14 protein-coding genes are annotated in these 16,113 nt (G+C 67.0%); 5 read left to right on the forward strand and 9 right to left on the reverse strand.

Annotation, left to right across the window (positions count from 1 at the left end):
• Positions 1-127: 127 nt before the first annotated feature.
• A complete protein-coding gene (locus GKZ92_RS01800) occupies positions 128-538 on the reverse strand; it encodes a hypothetical protein (protein ID WP_035754383.1) in 411 nt (136 codons plus the stop codon).
• A gap of 69 nt (positions 539-607) precedes the next feature.
• On the reverse strand, positions 608-1,684 hold the full coding sequence (locus GKZ92_RS01805; protein ID WP_035754385.1) for a D-alanine--D-alanine ligase family protein: 1,077 nt from the start codon (positions 1,682-1,684) through the stop codon (positions 608-610).
• Between the two features lie 131 nt (positions 1,685-1,815).
• On the opposite strand from GKZ92_RS01805, the gene GKZ92_RS01810 reads away from it, so the two are divergent.
• A complete protein-coding gene (locus tag GKZ92_RS01810; RefSeq protein ID WP_075863548.1) occupies positions 1,816-3,129 on the forward strand; it encodes a UDP-N-acetylmuramoyl-tripeptide--D-alanyl-D-alanine ligase in 1,314 nt (437 codons plus the stop codon).
• Positions 3,130-3,148: 19 nt separating this feature from the next.
• Here the strand turns inward: GKZ92_RS01810 and GKZ92_RS01815 are convergent, their stop codons facing one another.
• From GKZ92_RS01815 to GKZ92_RS01835, 5 genes are all read right to left on the reverse strand, one after another.
• The gene (locus GKZ92_RS01815; protein WP_075863549.1) at positions 3,149-4,201 is read right to left on the reverse strand and encodes a helix-turn-helix domain-containing protein; all 1,053 of its coding nucleotides are present in this window, start codon (positions 4,199-4,201) and stop codon (positions 3,149-3,151) included.
• Between the two features lie 58 nt (positions 4,202-4,259).
• Positions 4,260-4,934 carry a hypothetical protein gene (locus GKZ92_RS01820; protein WP_075863550.1) on the reverse strand — a complete coding sequence of 225 codons (675 nt, stop codon included), beginning with the start codon at positions 4,932-4,934 and terminating at the stop codon, positions 4,260-4,262.
• A gap of 92 nt (positions 4,935-5,026) precedes the next feature.
• Entirely contained in the window at positions 5,027-6,436 is a 1,410-nt protein-coding gene (locus GKZ92_RS01825; RefSeq protein WP_006358942.1) for a glutamate decarboxylase, read from the reverse strand.
• Positions 6,437-6,547: 111 nt separating this feature from the next.
• Complete coding sequence (locus tag GKZ92_RS01830; RefSeq protein ID WP_075863641.1) at positions 6,548-8,425, reverse strand: YhgE/Pip domain-containing protein; 1,878 nt, start codon at positions 8,423-8,425, stop codon at positions 6,548-6,550.
• Between the two features lie 4 nt (positions 8,426-8,429).
• Positions 8,430-9,161, reverse strand: a complete 732-nt coding sequence (locus GKZ92_RS01835; RefSeq protein WP_005200505.1) for an ATP-binding cassette domain-containing protein — start codon at positions 9,159-9,161, stop codon at positions 8,430-8,432.
• A gap of 670 nt (positions 9,162-9,831) precedes the next feature.
• Here GKZ92_RS01835 and GKZ92_RS01840 point away from each other — a divergent pair.
• Positions 9,832-10,647: a tyrosine-protein phosphatase gene (locus GKZ92_RS01840; protein ID WP_155224942.1), complete on the forward strand. Its 816-nt coding sequence runs from the start codon at positions 9,832-9,834 to the stop codon at positions 10,645-10,647.
• Positions 10,648-10,668: 21 nt separating this feature from the next.
• Here the strand turns inward: GKZ92_RS01840 and GKZ92_RS01845 are convergent, their stop codons facing one another.
• Both GKZ92_RS01845 and GKZ92_RS01850 read right to left on the reverse strand, forming a co-directional pair.
• Positions 10,669-11,466 (reverse strand): MerR family transcriptional regulator, encoded by a 798-nt coding sequence (locus GKZ92_RS01845; protein WP_155224943.1) that lies wholly within the window; start codon positions 11,464-11,466, stop codon positions 10,669-10,671.
• Between the two features lie 49 nt (positions 11,467-11,515).
• Positions 11,516-12,025 (reverse strand): hypothetical protein, encoded by a 510-nt coding sequence (locus GKZ92_RS01850; protein WP_006358947.1) that lies wholly within the window; start codon positions 12,023-12,025, stop codon positions 11,516-11,518.
• A 117-nt stretch (positions 12,026-12,142) separates the two neighbouring features.
• On the opposite strand from GKZ92_RS01850, the gene tgt reads away from it, so the two are divergent.
• The 3 genes from tgt (at position 12,143) to GKZ92_RS01865 (ending at position 16,110) form a co-directional block, all read left to right on the forward strand.
• Positions 12,143-13,399, forward strand: a complete 1,257-nt coding sequence (gene tgt, locus GKZ92_RS01855; RefSeq protein ID WP_155224944.1) for a tRNA guanosine(34) transglycosylase Tgt — start codon at positions 12,143-12,145, stop codon at positions 13,397-13,399.
• A gap of 286 nt (positions 13,400-13,685) precedes the next feature.
• Positions 13,686-15,107: a hemolysin family protein gene (locus GKZ92_RS01860; RefSeq protein ID WP_155224945.1), complete on the forward strand. Its 1,422-nt coding sequence runs from the start codon at positions 13,686-13,688 to the stop codon at positions 15,105-15,107.
• On the forward strand, positions 15,100-16,110 hold the full coding sequence (locus tag GKZ92_RS01865) for a hemolysin family protein (RefSeq protein ID WP_155224946.1): 1,011 nt from the start codon (positions 15,100-15,102) through the stop codon (positions 16,108-16,110). The genes GKZ92_RS01860 and GKZ92_RS01865 overlap by 8 nt, the downstream gene beginning before the upstream one ends.
• Positions 16,111-16,113: the final 3 nt, after the last annotated feature.

Consider the following 16,113-nt stretch of genomic DNA (forward strand, 5'->3'; position numbering starts at 1 on the left):
AAACACCTGGTGGGCGATTCCGGCTCGGCGATTGTCCTGCCCGTGCCAGGGGTTCGGTCAGAACCTCCCGACGCGGTTGTGAGCTACACCACAAGCCTAGGTGGTCGTCCCGCGGGAGTCACCCGTTTCAGGCAGTTCGGCGTTTCTCGACCATCTCGACGAAGGCCTCTGCGAGGGCGATCGGATCGACCGGGAGAGTGGCGACGGCATCGGCCCGCGACCATTCGGCGAGCCAGCGGTCGTCGGCGCGGCCGAGCAGCACGAGCACCGGTGGGCTCGGGTCCAGCTCGTCCTTCATCTGCTTGGCGATCCCCATCCCGCCGGCCGGGGAGGCCTCGCCGTCGGCGATCACCGCATCGACCACGCCGGCGTCGAGCTGGGCGAAGACCATTGGAGCCGTGGCGACTTCGATGAAGCTGAGCTCGGGGATGTCCTGGGACGGCCGGGTACCGAGCGCACCGATGACCTGGGCCCGGGTCTCCGAATCGTCGGAATAGACCAGCACGCGCAGCGACCGGGCAGCCTGGGTGTGGGTCACGCGTGCGATGCTACCGCCGTTCGACGTCCGGTTCGGGTGACTTGACCCGCGCGTCGGTCGTCGGGTGGCTCAGTGCTCGGTCGAGAAGCCGGCGCGGCGCCGGTGGACCTCGAGCGCGAAGACGACGAGCTGGTCGATGAGATCGGCGTAGGGCACCCCGGTGGCCTCCCACAGCTTCGGGTACATCGAACCGGGGGTGAACCCGGGGATGGTGTTGACCTCGTTGAGCAGCCAGCCGCGACCGTCGGCCTCGTAGAAGAAGTCCACACGGGCCATACCGGTGCAGCGCATCGCCGTGAACGTCCGGGCCGCGAGCTCCTTGACCTCGGCGATCGCGGCGTCGGGGAGGACCGCCGGGATGACGAGCTTCGCCGCGCCGGTGACGTACTTGTCCTCGTAGTCGTAGAACTCGCTGCCGGGTTCGATCTCGCCGGGCACCGACGTCTCGGGGGCGGTGTCGCCGAGGACGGCCACCTCGATCTCGCGACCGGTGACGTTCTCCTCGATGATCACCACGTTGTCGTAGCGCAGGGCCAGGTTGATCGCGGCGTCCAGCTCACGCTCGTCGTGCGCCTTGGTGATGCCGACCGACGATCCGAGGTTCGCGGGCTTGACGAACACCGGGAGCCCCAGCTCCTCGACGACCCGCGGGACGATCGTGTCCGGGTCGTCGACGCCGTCGCGGAACTCGACCCAGCGGCACTGCGGGATGCCGGCCTGCGCGGCGACGATCTTCGCCATTGCCTTGTCCATGCACACCGCCGACGAGAGCACCCCGGCGCCGACGTAGGGCAGCTTGAACAGTTCGAGCATCCCCTGGATGGTGCCGTCCTCGCCGTGCGGACCGTGCAGCAGCGGCAGGACGACGGTGATCGCCTGGTCGGCGTGTCCGCGGAGTTCGGTCAGCGGGTCGACGACGGTGCCGGCCACCTCCAGGACGTCCGGGAGCGGGGTGCCGTCGGCGATCGCGGCGATGGCCTTGTCGTTGCGCAGCCAGGTGCCGTCCTTGGCGATGCCGATGGGGACCAGGTCGTATTTGGCCCGGTCAGCGGCGGCGAGAACATGCGCGGCTGTGACCCGTGACACATCATGTTCGGCGGACACCCCGCCATAGAGGACCACAAGACGCAGGAGCCGCGAAGACATGCATGTCACGATACGGCCCCCGGCAACCGAGTTCTCGGGGTGGCGTGGCCGGTTGTGGGTTTCGACACGGCTCGACCAGCAGCGCAGACGGCTCGGGAAGCCGGTCCGCGGACGTCGGCTAGCGTGAGGTCGTGCATTTCTTGGCGAGTGAGGTCGCAGCGTCCGTCGGCGGCGAGTTGATCGGTCCCGACGTGCAGATCGACGGGGCGAGCATCGACTCGCGCAATGTCCGGCCGGGTCAGCTCTTCGTGCCGATCGTCGCCGAGCGGGATGGTCACGACTTCATCCCGTCGGCCCTGGAGAGCGGCGCGGCGGCGTACTTCACCTCGCGCGCGGAGGTCTCTCGCGGCACCGCCATTCGCGTCCCCGACACCGCCCTGGCCCTCGCTGATCTCGGGCGTGCGGTCCGCGGCCGTATTCCCGACCGCGTCGTGGGCATCACCGGCTCGGTCGGCAAGACCTCCACCAAGGACCTCCTGGCCGGGGTCCTGCAGACCACCTACCGCACCGCGGCGAGCGAGAAGTCCTTCAACAACGAACTGGGCCTTCCGCTGACCCTGGCGGGCGCGGCCGACGACGTCGAAGCCGTGGTCCTCGAGATGGGTGCGCGCGGGATCGGCCACATCGACCTGCTGTGCTCCATCGCGAGCCCGACCGTCGGCGTGATCACGCGCGTCGAAGGTGTCCACCTCGAGTTGTTCGGGGACATCGAATCGGTGGCCCGCGCGAAGGGTGAGCTGGTCGAGTCCCTTCCGGCCGACGGGATCGCGGTTCTGAACGCCGATCACCGGTACGTCGCGGCGATGGCGGAGCGCACCTCGGCCCGGGTGCTGCGGTACGGCCTGTCGCCGGACGCCGACGTGTACGCGTCGGACATCGTCGTCGACGACGAGCTGCGAGCATCGTTCCGGTTGCACACGCCGTGGGGTTCGACCGACGTGCGCCTCGGTGCGCGGGGTGAGCACCAGGTCCCCAACGCGCTCGCGGCCGCGGCGGCCGGCGGCGGTCTCGGAGTGTCCGTCGAGGACATCGCCAATGGTATGTCTGCCGCCGAATTGTCCGGTCTGCGAATGGAACTCGCGAAGAACGCCGACGGCACGATCGTGCTCAACGACGCCTACAACGCGAACCCGACGTCGATGTCGGCGGCACTGAAGTCGCTCGCCGCGCTGCCCGCGGGACGACGCGTCGCCGTTCTCGGCACCATGGCAGAACTCGGATCGGACTCTCCGGCCCAGCATCACGCGATCGCACTCGAGGCACACGAACTCGGCATCGAGGTCATCGCGGTCGACGAACCCGACTACGGCGACACCGCGCGCCACACCTCCGGCGTCGACGAAGCGGTTGCCGCACTCGGCGACCTCGCCGGAGGAGATGCGGTACTGGTCAAAGGAAGTCGCGTCGCCGCACTGGAGCGGGTGGCGCAGGCCCTGCTGAGCTGAGGTCCGGGCCGGCCGCGTGTCACGCGGTCGGTGATTCCCAGTTCTCCACGGGGTCGGCCTCGGCGGCCGCGCGGGCGCGGTATTCGCTCGGGCCGATCCCGAGTTCGGCCCGGAAGCGGTTGCGCATCGTGGGACTCGACGGGAAGCCGGAGATCCTGGCCACCTCGGAGACCGCCATGTCCGGACGTGTCCGGAGGAACTCGCAGGCGGTCTTGAGTCTGCGGTCGGCGATGCGTGCGGCCAACGAGTCCTCGGTGTCCTCGAAGTGCCGGTACAGCTGACGGCGGCTGATGTGCAGGTAGCGGGCGATCGCGTTCGGGGTGAACGAGGGATCGCGATGGTGACGCTCGATGAGGTCGGAGACCGCCTCCCGCACGAAAAGGGCGTTGTCGGTGATCTGTCGATTGTCGTAGTCGAGCTGTCCGAGTGCAGCGCGAACCAATTCGATGGCGGCCATCTCCGTGTCCGGGCCGGGTTCGGTCACGCCGACCGCGGTGTCCGACGCGAACTGAAGGATGAACGATGCGGTGGCGCGCGCCAGCAGGGTGTGAGAGGCGACCGGCCGGCGGGCCTGCTCGGCGACGCGGCGCTGGTTCCCGAGGAGTTCGAGCGGGATCACCAGGCCCGCAGGGTCATTGATCTCGAAGGTCCGCTCGAGGTAGGGGGATGCATTGCTGACGAAGGCGAGTTGCCCGGGGCCGTAGGCGAAATCGCGTGACCCCTGGCGGATGATGTGCTTGCCCTCCAGGGTGTGCACCCCGATGACCAGGTCTTCGGAGGGCTGTTCGGAGATGAGGCGCGGGTTCCGCGACACCTCGAGCGGGGTGTGCAGGCTGCAGAACGTGCCGATCATCGAGAGCTGACGTACGTACATCAGCGAGTCGAACGAACCGGGGTCATCGGTCCGCACCTCGACGTGCTGCCCGTAGTGGCGCATTCCGTCGGGTCCGGTGAGCCGGATCGGTTCGGCATGGATGTTGCTGCGGTGCACGCCGACACGGCGCTCCCACGTCTCGATCACCTTCGGCGGGAGGGGGTCCGACGAGACATCGTCCCGGAACAGCTCGGTCATCCCCGGCTCCCCGGTGCCCGAGCGCCCTCGCCGGGATTCGGTTGTGTAAGTGGTCCGGTCATGCCGACTCACCCGCGGAGTTGCGGTCCCAGGCCGGGAGGACCACGAGGGACGCCAGGAAGAAGCAGATCGCTCCGATGAAGGTTCCCCAGTTCGCCATCGCCGTGTCGACCGTGACTCCGCCCTTGGACACGTAGGCGCCCACCGCGGCGACGCCGAAGGCGATGCATCCGATGAGGTTGATCTGCACCGACCACCAGCCGGCCGAACCCGGGTCGAAGAACTTGTGTGCGTGCCGGTAGCCGCGAACGGCCATGAAGCCGCTGACGAGGAAGAGGATCGATCCGCCGGCATCCGGCGACCAGACGAACTCTCTCTGGGAGGGGATCGAATGCGCGGTGAGTGCCGCGGTGGTGCTCACGTTGAACAGGATCGTTCCCAACGACTGGGTCGACGCCGCGAGCCAGTCGGCGCGCACCATGATGCCGCTGCCGTAGTCGACCTTGGTCGTCACGGGGCCGCTCAGGATCAGCTGGATCAGGCCGGCGGCGGTGAAGAACCACGCCCCGACGAAGCAGCAGAGATTGACGGCCGACGATCCAGCCGAGCTGCCGAAGCCCGGCGCCGCGCTCAACGCGAAGAGTGCGGATCCGATCATGAAGCCCCAACACTGTTTGTTCAGGGTCGGGATGAAGACCGTGCTGCGTCTGGGGGCTGACGCGGCAATACTCATTTTCTACCTGTCTGTGAATGCGACGATGCGTCCCCGGCCTGGAAGGGATGCCAGGCCGGGGACACATCAGGGGATCGCGACGATCTCGGCGATCAGTGGTGGAAGTGCGAGCGCTCACCCTCGGCCGGGATCGGGCCCTCGAGACGATCGAGGAAGTCGACCTCGGTCTGGATGTCGGCGATGAGGGCACGCGCGAGGTCGTGGCTCAGGCCGGCGCGGACGACGATGCGCTGGACGGTGAGGTCGGCGAGGTCGTCGGCCATCGGGTAGGCCGGGACCAGCCAGCCCTTCATGCGCAGGCGATCAGACAGGTCGTAGAGGTTCCAGTTGTCGGTGTGGCCCGACTTCAGGCGCCATGCGAAGACCGGGATGGTGTCGCCCTTGCTGACGAGCTCGAAGGCGTCGATCTTGGCGATCTCCGACGACAGCCACTGCGCGACGTCGAGCGAACCCTGCTGGACCTGGCGGTAGCCCTCACGGCCGAGGCGCAGGAACTGGTAGTACTGCAGCAGCACCTGGGCGCCGGGACGCGAGAAGTTCAGAGCCAGGGTGGGCATGTCGCCACCGAGGTAGCTGCAGTGGAAGACCATGCTCTCCGGCAGCGCCTCGGTGTCGCGCCACACGATCCAGCCGACACCCGGGTAGACGAGGCCGAACTTGTGGCCCGAGGTGTTGATGGAGACGACGCGGTCGACGCGGAAGTCCCACTCCAGGTCGGGCTGGCAGAACGGAGCGATCATCGCGCCCGACGCGCCGTCGACGTGGATCTTCACGTCGAGGCCGGTGTCGGCCTGGATCTGGTCCAGCTTGGCGGCGATCTGCTTCACCGGCTCGTACATGCCGGTGTAGGTCTGGCCCATGATGGCGACGACGCCGATGGTGTTCTCGTCGACGTACTTCTCGAGCTCGTGGCCGTCGAGGACCATGTGGTCGGGGCTGATCGGCACCCAGCGGGGCTCGACCTCGAAGTAGTTGCAGAACTTCTCCCAGCAGACCTGAACGGCGGTGGACAGCACCAGGTTCGGGGTCTCGGTGGACTTGCCCTCGGCCTTGCGGCGGGCCTGCCAGTGGCGCTTGAGGGCCAGGCCGCCGAGCATGCAGGCCTCCGACGAACCGATGGTCGAGGTGCCGATGGCGTTGTCGACGTTCGGGTTGTGCCAGAGGTCGGCGAGGATCTTCCAGCAGCGGTCCTCGATGGCGGCCGTCTGCGGGTACTCGTCCTTGTCGATCATGTTCTTGTCGACGGTCTCGGAGTAGAGCTTCTTCGCCTCGTCGTCCATCCAGGTCGACACGAAGGTCGCCAGGTTCAGGCGCGCGTTGCCGTCGAGCATCGCCTCGTCGTGGACGATCTGGTAGGCGGTCTCGGGCAGCAGCATGTCGTCGGCCATCGAGAACTTGGGCAGATCGGTGGCCTCGCCCGGGCGGGTGAAGACGGTCCGCAGATTCAGGTTGTCGCCGATGTTGGTCGTGGCGCGGGCCTGCGAGTTCGATTTGGGTGTCATGTATTCCTCCTGGTGTTCAGATGCTAAGGCGCTCAATACCGGAAATGGGGCGGTTGAAGCGATCTACTCGAGGTAGACGACAGTCACGGGGGCTTGCCTGTCTCGACCTCCCTAGACTTCCACCGGCGGATACAGACGGTCCATCGTGTACTGGCGGTTTCGACGGGCGGCCCACGACGAGATGAGCAGGCAGCCCAGGGTGATTCCGCTGAGGACACCGATGGCGAGCCACAGTCGGTAGTCGATGCCGCCGACCGTGAGTTGTCGGAGGCCCTCCACCGTGTAGGTCATCGGGTCTACGTAGTGGATGTACTGGAACGGCGTGGCCGTGGTCGGCACGGGATAGATACCACCCGCGGACACCAGCTGGATCATCAGGAACGCCAGTGTCACAACACGTCCGACCGCGACGTCGAAGACCGCGTTGAACATCTGGATCATCGCCATGAAGGTCGCGACCACGAGCAACAGGTACAGGAACGTGGCTATCGGGTACTCGGCACGCAGCCCGACCGCGAAGGTGACCACCGTGTACAGGACGGTCGCCTGGATGAAGCCGATGGCGAAAGCGGGTGCGTACGAGGCCAATACGACGCGCAGCGACGAGAAGCCCTGGACGATCGGGCGGGACTGCAACGGCGTCAACAACATCCAGGTGATGATGCCGCCGACGAACAGTGCCAGGGACATGAAGAACGGTGCGAAGCCGGTACCGAAGGTCGGGGCCTCGTGTGTGTAGTCCTCTTGCAGGGCGACGGGCTGTGCCAACGTCTTGGCGATCTCCGTCTTCTCCTGGTTGGTCCAGGACGGGATGGCCTTGACCCCTTCTTCCAGACCGGACGCCAGTTCGTCGGCACCCGCGCTCAGCTCACCGAGGCCAGAGCTGAGTTCGGCTGAGCCGCTCTTCAGTTCGTTGGCGGCACCGCGTGCGGCGAGGATGTCGTTGCGAAGGCCGCCGTTCTCGACGAGGGTGAGGCCGAGGCGGAGGGGGCTGTTCGGATTGCCGAGCTGCTGCGAGAGCACGTTGGCGTCGTTGTTCAGCTGGGTGAGCTGGTTGTTCGCGTCCGGTCCGAGTCCGCTGGTGCGCAGGAACTGTTGTGCGGGGGAAAGGGCATTGGCGAGAGATCGCATCGTGGGATCCGGCGACGAACTCAGCTGGGCGATGACCGAGTCGAGGCCCTTGCTGGCCTGCGACTGCTGATTCGCGGCGGTCGTGAGTTCGTTCGACGCCGCTCCGGCATTGCGGGCGAGTCGATCTGCGGCCGCATTCACCTCGGCTGAGGACAGACCGGTCTGGTCGGCGCCGAGTGCGTTGAGCAGGGGATCGGTGGCCTTGATCAGTGCGGAGTCGAGTTGGCCGAGACCGGACGCGAGCTCCTGAGCGCCCGAGTCGGCGGTCTTCAGACCGGCGGCAAGTTCGTTCGCGCCGTCGGCCGCTTCCGTCAGCTTGGGCGTGAGGTCCCCGACCTCGTTGAGGACGATCTCGAACGTCTGCGCGCCGACCTGTGCGCTGACCTTGTTGACGACCTGCTGGGCGGCGTCCTGACCGATGATCGTCGCCAGGTAGTTGTTGGCGTCGTTGTAGGTGAACACCAGCGGCGCCGAACGCGGCTTGTCGCTCGTGGGCGAGGCGATCGCCTTGCTGAAGTCGGCGGGCAGCGTGATCGAGAAGTAGTACTTGCCGTGCGCGACACCGTCGGCGGCCTCGGCGGCGGAGACCTCGTGCAGATCGAGCTGCTTGGACTCGATCAGTCCGGCCGCGACCTGGGAGCCGGCGTCGAGTTTCTGCCCTTCGACGACTGCACCGGTGTCCTCGTTGACGAGTGCGACGGGGATCTTGTCGGCGGCGGCAAACGGATTCCAGAACGCCCACAGGTACATCGCGCCGTAGAGGAGCGGCATGAGCATGATGACCACGAGCGCCAGCCGGGGCATCCGGCCCCGGTAGTAGCGCTTGATGTCGCTGCCCGGCGAGAATGCGGCAAACATGTTCCTACGTCCGATCTTCGTGCTCGAGGCCGACGAACTGGCCATCTGTGAGGTTGTCGACGGGGATGACGTCACGGACGCCGCCGGCCGGGGACACGGCGTTGATGTCGGCGGTGATCACCGTCTGGGTGCGGCCCAGGTCGACGAGGCGGTCCATGAGATGGACCTGGTTCTCGCGCCGGGTCAGGTTGTCCACTCCGCCGACGACCAGCAGTGGCGGACGGCGCAGGTTGCCCACGGCGATCCGGAAGAGAGCCGCGGTCAGCTCGGGGAGTTCCTCGACGAACGATTCCATCGCGGGAAGGGGGTAGGGGCCGAAGACGGGTCGGCAGATGCGCTCGAGGTCTTCCTCGCGCGCGGGCGTGACCCACTTGTACCAAGGCGCCGACCACCGGATCTGCTCGGTGATGACGTCGCTGACACGGATGGTCTGTTCGATCCCGTCGACCTCGTCGATCCACGCGACGGCCGCGTTCTCGAACAGGTGGTGGGCGTCGTTGGCGCGGTCGAAGGCGACCAGCTCACCCTTCGTCGGCTTCATGCGACCTGCGAGGGTGAGGAGCAGTGCGGTGCGGCCTCGGCCCTCCGGCCCGGCGATGACCGTGACCCCGCCGGTGCGGACCCGAAGGTCGACCGGGCCGTAGATGTGGCCCCAGGAAGCATCCACGGAGAGTCCGTGGCCTTCGATCAGGGTCGCGTCAGAGGGGGTGCCGCCAGGCTCCGGGGCATCACGCATCGCTGCCGCCCGATCCGAAGACCACATCGTCCAACTTTCTGTCGTTGTGTCGGCATAACCGACTCGCCTGCCGTACCGCCGGTGAGCAGTACGACAGGCTGGGGGTGAATTCAGAGGTTCTTTAAGATTCGCGCGGCGTCGCCCTCGATGAGTGGGTCTGTGCCCTCGATCAGTCCTTCGGACGTCCCGTCGAATACCCGAGTGACTCGGATGAGTGTGCGACCGTGAACAGTCACTTTGCTGGACATACGTTGGAACTTAGCCCAGGCATATCCGGCATATCAATGCGAACGCGCAGGTCACAGAGGGCGAACCTGGCACGAAATTCGCCCCGGCAACCTGTAACGGCTCCGGGGTCCGGTTCGAAGTGCCCGCTACGTCCGCGAACAGCACGTTTGGGGTGAACGGCCGTAATCCTCATGATGTGTCCGGAATCCCGCGGACTGGGTTTCGGTGTCCCCTTTCCGGGGGAAAGAATGGCTGGGCCAGGGCAATCTCCGAAGACGGCACGATATTGCCGTTACCCGGGAGTAACACCATAGTTCGCGTTAACTTCTCGTCGTCGCGACGCCACCGAAGTGCCTCACCAGGTTTGCGGTGTGTGAATCGGTGCCACATTTCGGTCGCTGGACCCAATCGTCGTCGGATCGGCCTGTCAGAATCTCTCGTCATGACCGACCTCACCCACGCCCACGCCTTGTCTCTTTCCACCGTGCCGAATCTCCGGGACCTCGGCGGATGGACGACCGCCGATGGACGCCGGGTCCGACCCGGTCTGGTCTTCCGGTCCACCGAGCTCCACCGACTGGCCGGTGACGACCTCGCCAAGTTCGACGCGCTGGGTATCACGGCCGTCTACGACCTCCGCACGGTTGCCGAGCGTTCGGCTGCGCCGGACCCGGCACTGCCCGGCGTCGCAGAGGTCCCCTTGGACGTGCTGGCCGATTCGTCGACCGCGATCCCGGCCCGTCTCAACGAGGTGGTCGCCGATCCGGCCGCGGTCGCCGCGGTGAGCGATGCGCTCGGGGGAGGTAAGGCGGCGGAGCTGATGGAGGCCACCTACCGACAGATCCTGACCCTGCCCAGCGCCCATGCGGCCTACCACCGGCTGTTCAGCGCACTCGCCGAGCCCGCGTTGCCGGGTGCGGCACTGTTCCATTGCACGACCGGCAAGGACCGGACCGGCTGGGCCGCTGCCACCTTCCTCTCTGTGCTCGGTGTCGGACGTGACGAGGTGTTCGAGGACTACCTGCTCACCAACGACGAGCTCATCCCGGCACTGCACCCGGTCTTCGCCGCGTTCCAGACGGCCGGCGGCGACCCCGAGGTGTTGAAACCGATCCTCGGCGTCCAGCGGAACTACCTCGAGGGCGCCTTCGAGGAGATGACCGCACAGTTCGGTGACATCGAGGGCTACTTCCGCGACGGTCTGGGACTGGATCCCGCTGTGCCGGAAGCGCTCCGGAAGCGTTATCTGGACGAGTGAGCAGACACCGGGCGGCGTCGATCAGATCCGTTTCTCGGCATTGGCCCGGATGACCTCGCGCAGATAGACGGCGAGCCCGGGCGCCTGTTCGTCGTAGTGCGCGGTGAAACGCGGGTCGGCGACGTACATGTCGGCGAGCCCGACGTGCATCTCGTGGGTGCAGTCGTAGAACCGGCTTATCTGTGCGCGGTGCTCCTCGGCGAGGGCATCGGCTTCGGCGGAACCGGGTGTGAGTCCGCGGAGCATCGCGTCGGCGAGGCGCCGTTCGAGGGCATCGGCGTCGGCCTTGATCTGCCGCCAGTCCTCCTTCGAGAACCGGGCGACGCGCTTGCGGCTCTCCTGCCACGCGGCGGTCTCGCCCCACCGTTCCTCGGCCTCCGCCGCGTACTCCTCGCCGCGCCAGTCGTCGCCGAAGATCTCGCGTTGCTCGGCCGCGGACAGCTGGATCCCCTGCTTCTTCGACATCATCATCTCCTCCACCGCTGCGACCATCCGGTGCAAGTGATCGATCCGGTCGGTGAGCAGCTCGTGCTGCGCGCGGAGTTGATGCAGTTCGTCAGCATCGGGATCGTCGAGCAGGGTCGCTATCCGCCCGAGTGAAAAGCCCAGCTCGCGATAGGTGAGGACACGGTAGAGCCGTGCGACGTCGGCGTCGTCGTAGACGCGGTATCCCGCAGGCGTGCGGCGCGACGGCGTCACCAGACCGATCTGGTCGTAGTGGTGCAGTGTGCGGACACTGACTCCGACCATCCCCGCGACGACGCCAACGGTCAGGTCCGACGCAGGAGTGCGGAGCGGGTGGTGCTTCTCTTCACTCACATGAGCAACCTTGGGGTCTGACGTCGCGTGAGGGTCAAGCGAGTTGGGGTCAGGGAGCGAAACCGATGACCGTCGTGTCCTTCTGGCAGGCGGCGAGCACGCCCTGTAGCGCCGACGGCCCACAGGTCCAGCCGCCCACCGACTGCTGCGTGCCGGTGACGATCTTGGGGCCGTACTCGTCGGCGATCGACTTCGCCTGGTCGCAGTCGACGTCGCCGGCGAGGACCAGAACACGCAGCGCGCCGTCGGGGCCGGGGATGCTGCCGCAGGTGGTGCCGGGGCCGCCCTGAGTCGATTCGTCCGCGTCGGCACCAGAGGTGACCGAGTTGGGACGGGCCGACGCGGGCTTGCGACCCGGGACGACGGGTGCGGAGGTCGACGGGGCGTCGGCGGGTTGCTCCGCCGAAGCGACAGCGCCGTTCCCGCCGCTCGCGGAGGTGTCGGTGACATCCTGTTCCGAACCGCACGCGGACAGTGTGAACAGGGCCAACGACAGGCCGAGTGCGGTGGTGGCGACCCTGGCCCCGGAGGCGATGGCGCGGCGCGTTCTGCACGACATGGTCCCCACCGTATCGAATGCCGGAACGCCGGAGCGATAGGTCGTCGAGGGCGCAGACGGGGCCGACGGCGGCGTCGTCGGTTTGGGTGGAGGCCACCGACCTGGGAGGATGCACCGGTGAGCAGTACCGGAACCGAAGTCGCCGACCCCGCCTACACCGTCGGCACCACCCTGCCCGGCACCCGCGGCCGCACCGGGGTGATCAGCACCCCGCACGGCGCGATCCAGACCCCCGCCTTCGTGCCGGTGGGTACCAAGGCGACGGTGAAGACCGTTCTGCCCGAGTCGGTGGCCGAGTTGGGTGCGCAGGCCGTCCTCGCGAACGCGTACCACCTGTACCTGCAGCCGGGCCCCGAGATCATCGATCAGGCCGGCGGGCTCGGTGCCTTCATGAACTGGTCGGGCCCGACCTACACCGACAGCGGCGGATTCCAGGTCATGTCGCTCGGCGCCGGCTTCAAGAAGGTCATCGCGATGGAGGTCAGCCCCGACGACTCGCTCATCGCCGAGGGCAAGGAACGTCTGTCGCGAGTCGACGACGACGGGGTGACCTTCAAGTCGCACCTCGACGGTTCGTCGCATCGCTTCACCCCCGAGGTGTCGATGCAGATTCAGCACCAGCTCGGTGCCGACATCATCTTCGCCTTCGACGAGCTCACCACGTTGATGAACACCCGTGCGTACCAGGAGAATTCGCTGGAGCGTACCCGGCTGTGGGCAATCCGGTGCCTGGCCGAGCACAACAGACTGAGTGTCGAGCGTGCACATCGGCCCCAGCAGGCGTTGTGGGGTGTGATCCAGGGTGCCCAGTACGAGGATCTGCGGCGCAAGGCGTCCCGCGATCTCGTCGCGCTGAGCGAGGCCGATCGCGAGGCCGGCGGCAAGGGCTTCGGCGGTTACGGCATCGGCGGCGCGCTCGAGAAGCACAACCTCGGCACCATCGTCGGCTGGGTCAACGACGAACTGCCCGAGGACGCGCCCAAGCACCTGCTGGGCATCAGCGAACCCGACGACATCTTCACCGCCATCGAGAACGGTGTGGACACCTTCGACTGCGTATCGCCGACGCGCGTCGCCCGCAACGGTGCGATCTACTCGCTCGACGGTCGATACAACATCACGAATGCGAAGTACCGCAACGACTTCCGGCAGCTCGATCCCGAGATCGAGAACTACACCTCGCAGTACAGCCGCGCCTACCTGCATCACCTGTTCAAGGCGAAGGAGGGTCTCGGCCCGACGCTGGCGACCCTGCACAACGTGTCGTTCATCGTCACGCTGGTAGACCGGGCCCGACAGGCGATCGAGAACGGCACGTACATCGAGTACCGCGACGAGTTCCTGCGGCGCTACTACGGTTCGACGCGGGACTGAACGCGTCCCCGACGCCGTGTGGTGGGTCACGTCCCGGAACCGCGCGGAACGGTGATTCGTTGTGACCCCATCGCAACGAGGTTGCGTACACCCCCGAACACTCGGCACCCTGTAGGGGTAATCGAGTACCAGCGAGAGAGACGATGAGACGCGCAAAGCGCCGAAAACGCCGACGACACCCGTCCGCACCCTGCCCCGAACCGGGCCCTGACCCGCGTTCCGGACACGCAGTCCACTGCGAGATCCATCCCGACGTCCCAGGCGTCGAAGCTGATCGGATGGCGACATGCTGACCGTTCTCGGAATCTTCCTGGGAATCCTGGTCGTCCTCGCGATCACCGCCGTCACCGGCTACTTCGTGGCCCAGGAATTCGGCTTCATGGCGGTCGACCGCTCCCGCCTGAAGGCCCGCGCCGAATCCGGTGACGCCGCAGCGAAGCGCGCCCTCTCCGTCACCCGGCGAACCTCGTTCATGCTGTCCGGTGCCCAGCTCGGCATCACCGTCACCGGCCTGCTCGTCGGTTACGTCGCCGAACCGCTGATCGGTTCCGGGGTCGGTGACCTGCTGAGCAACGTCGGCATCCCGGTGGGTGTCGGTGTCGCGATCGGCACGGTCATCGCGATCCTGTTCTCCACCGTCGTGCAGATGGTCTTCGGCGAACTCTTCCCCAAGAACCTCGCGATCGCCCGGCCGGAACCGGTCGCGCTCTGGCTCGCCCGGTCGACAGCGATCTACCTCGCCGTGTTCGGCTGGCTGATCGCGTTGTTCGACAAGGCGTCGAACCTGTTGCTGCGCGCACTGCGGATCGAGCCGGTCCACGACGTCGAACACTCCGCGTCGGTCCGCGACCTCGAACACATCGTCGCCGAGTCGCGCGACGCCGGTGAGCTTCCCGAAGACCTGTCCGTGCTGCTCGACCGCGTGCTCGAGTTCCCCACACGCACAGCCGAACACGCGATGATCCCGCGTCCGCACACCGATCAGGTGGACGCGTCGCTGCCCGCCTCCGAGGTACTCGCTCTGATGAGTACCGGGCACACCCGGTACCCGGTCGCCGGTGACGACGAAGTTCTCGGCGTGGTCCATCTCCACGACCTTCTCGAGTGGTCGTACGCGCTGAAAAAACAACCCGCGCAGGCTGTCCCGACGGCCACCGCGGGTGACCTCTGCCGCCGCGCGGTCGTCGTCCCGTCGACCCTGCCGCTGCCGGAGGTGCTGGAGAACCTCTCTGACGCACACGAGGAGATGGCCATCGTCATCGACGAGTACGGCGGCTTCGCCGGCGTCGTGACCGCCGAGGACATCGCCGAGGAACTGGTGGGCGAGATCGACGACGAGCACGACCCGGAGACCTCCGCGGCGATCGAGAAGACCGCCGGCGGCTGGCGTGTCCGCGGTGACGCCCACGTCGACGAGGTGTCCCGTGCGATCGGTTGGGAACTGCCCGAAGGCGACTACGAGACGATCGCCGGACTGGTGATCGCCGAGTTCGTCGGGTTGCCCGAGGTCGGGGAGACCGTCGAGATCACCATCGATCCCGATCCGGCCTCAGTCCTCGACGACGACGAGGCGCCACCCCGTGTGGTGCGCGTCGATGTCCTCGAGGTCGAGAAGCATGTGCCGGCGCTGGTGTCGATGACACTCGGAACCGAAGTGAGCACCGACGCAGCAGGATCGGACGCCGGACGGGAGGCCGACAATGGATAACCCGTGGGTCATCGGGGTGATCACCGTCTCGCTCATCGCGGCGAGTGCTTTCTTCGTCGCCGTCGAGTTCGCTCTGATCGCGGCCCGACGCCACCGGCTGGAGGACGAGGCCGCGACGAGTAGCAGTGCCCGCGCCGCCCTGCGCAGCGCATCGGAGTTGTCCGTGCTGCTCGCGGGCTCGCAGCTCGGCATCACCGTCTGCACGCTCGCGCTCGGTTCGATCACGAAACCTGCTGTCCACCACTGGCTCACGCCGCTGTTCGAGACCTGGGGCCTGCCGTACTGGTCTGCGGACATCGTCGGCTTCGTGCTGGCGCTCATCATCGTGACGTTCCTGCATCTGGTGGTCGGTGAGATGGCCCCGAAGTCGTGGGCGATCGCCCACCCGGAGCGGTCGGCGATCGTGTTGGCCCTGCCGATGCGAGCCTTCATGTGGCTCACGCGGCCGATCATCGTGCAGCTCAACCACCTGGCGAACTGGTGCCTCCGGCGGGTCGGCGTCGAACCGGTGGACCAGGTGGCCACCGGACAGGACAGCGACGCGCTGCGTCACCTGGTCGAGCACTCGGCGACGGTCGGGACACTCGACGAGCGCTATCACGCGCATCTGACCAGCGCACTCGAACTCGAATCGCTGACGCTCGGCGACGTCGTCACGCCCAGTGACACGTTGGGCGCGGTGCTGCCGACCGCGAGTGCCGACGAGATCCAGACGGCCGGACGGATTTCGGGACACCTCCGGCTGCTGGTGCGCGACGCCGACCGGGGACCGGTGCACGGCGTCGTGCACGTGCGCGACAGCCTGCGCGCGGAGCCGGGTGCCACAGCCGCCGATCTCATGCGCCCGGTGCTGCGGATCGAATCCGGGCAACCGGTCTACGAGGCGCTCGCCGCCATGCGTGAACGCCGCGCCCACCTCGCGCTGGTCACCGACTCCGGCCGGGCCATCGGGCTGATCACGCTCAACGACCTGCTGCAGAGGTTGCTGGCGACGACCGCGTAACCG

Origin of the sequence: Gordonia sp. 135 (genome assembly GCF_009720185.1) — a bacterium.
Lineage (GTDB): Bacteria > Actinomycetota > Actinomycetes > Mycobacteriales > Mycobacteriaceae > Gordonia > Gordonia alkanivorans.

Bases quoted from the DNA above. Each gene is read 5' to 3' on its own strand.
- GKZ92_RS01840 (WP_155224942.1), top strand. From the start codon at position 9,832: ATGACCGACCTCACCCACGCCCACGCCTTGTCTCTTTCCACCGTGCCG.
- GKZ92_RS01850 (WP_006358947.1), bottom strand. From the start codon at position 12,025: ATGTCGTGCAGAACGCGCCGCGCCATCGCCTCCGGGGCCAGGGTCGCC.
- GKZ92_RS01815 (WP_075863549.1), bottom strand. From the start codon at position 4,201: ATGACCGAGCTGTTCCGGGACGATGTCTCGTCGGACCCCCTCCCGCCG.
- GKZ92_RS01860 (WP_155224945.1), top strand. From the start codon at position 13,686: ATGCTGACCGTTCTCGGAATCTTCCTGGGAATCCTGGTCGTCCTCGCG.
- GKZ92_RS01835 (WP_005200505.1), bottom strand. From the start codon at position 9,161: ATGCGTGATGCCCCGGAGCCTGGCGGCACCCCCTCTGACGCGACCCTG.
- GKZ92_RS01805 (WP_035754385.1), bottom strand. From the start codon at position 1,684: ATGTCTTCGCGGCTCCTGCGTCTTGTGGTCCTCTATGGCGGGGTGTCC.
- GKZ92_RS01825 (WP_006358942.1), bottom strand. From the start codon at position 6,436: ATGACACCCAAATCGAACTCGCAGGCCCGCGCCACGACCAACATCGGC.
- GKZ92_RS01865 (WP_155224946.1), top strand. From the start codon at position 15,100: ATGGATAACCCGTGGGTCATCGGGGTGATCACCGTCTCGCTCATCGCG.
- GKZ92_RS01820 (WP_075863550.1), bottom strand. From the start codon at position 4,934: ATGAGTATTGCCGCGTCAGCCCCCAGACGCAGCACGGTCTTCATCCCG.
- GKZ92_RS01830 (WP_075863641.1), bottom strand. From the start codon at position 8,425: ATGTTTGCCGCATTCTCGCCGGGCAGCGACATCAAGCGCTACTACCGG.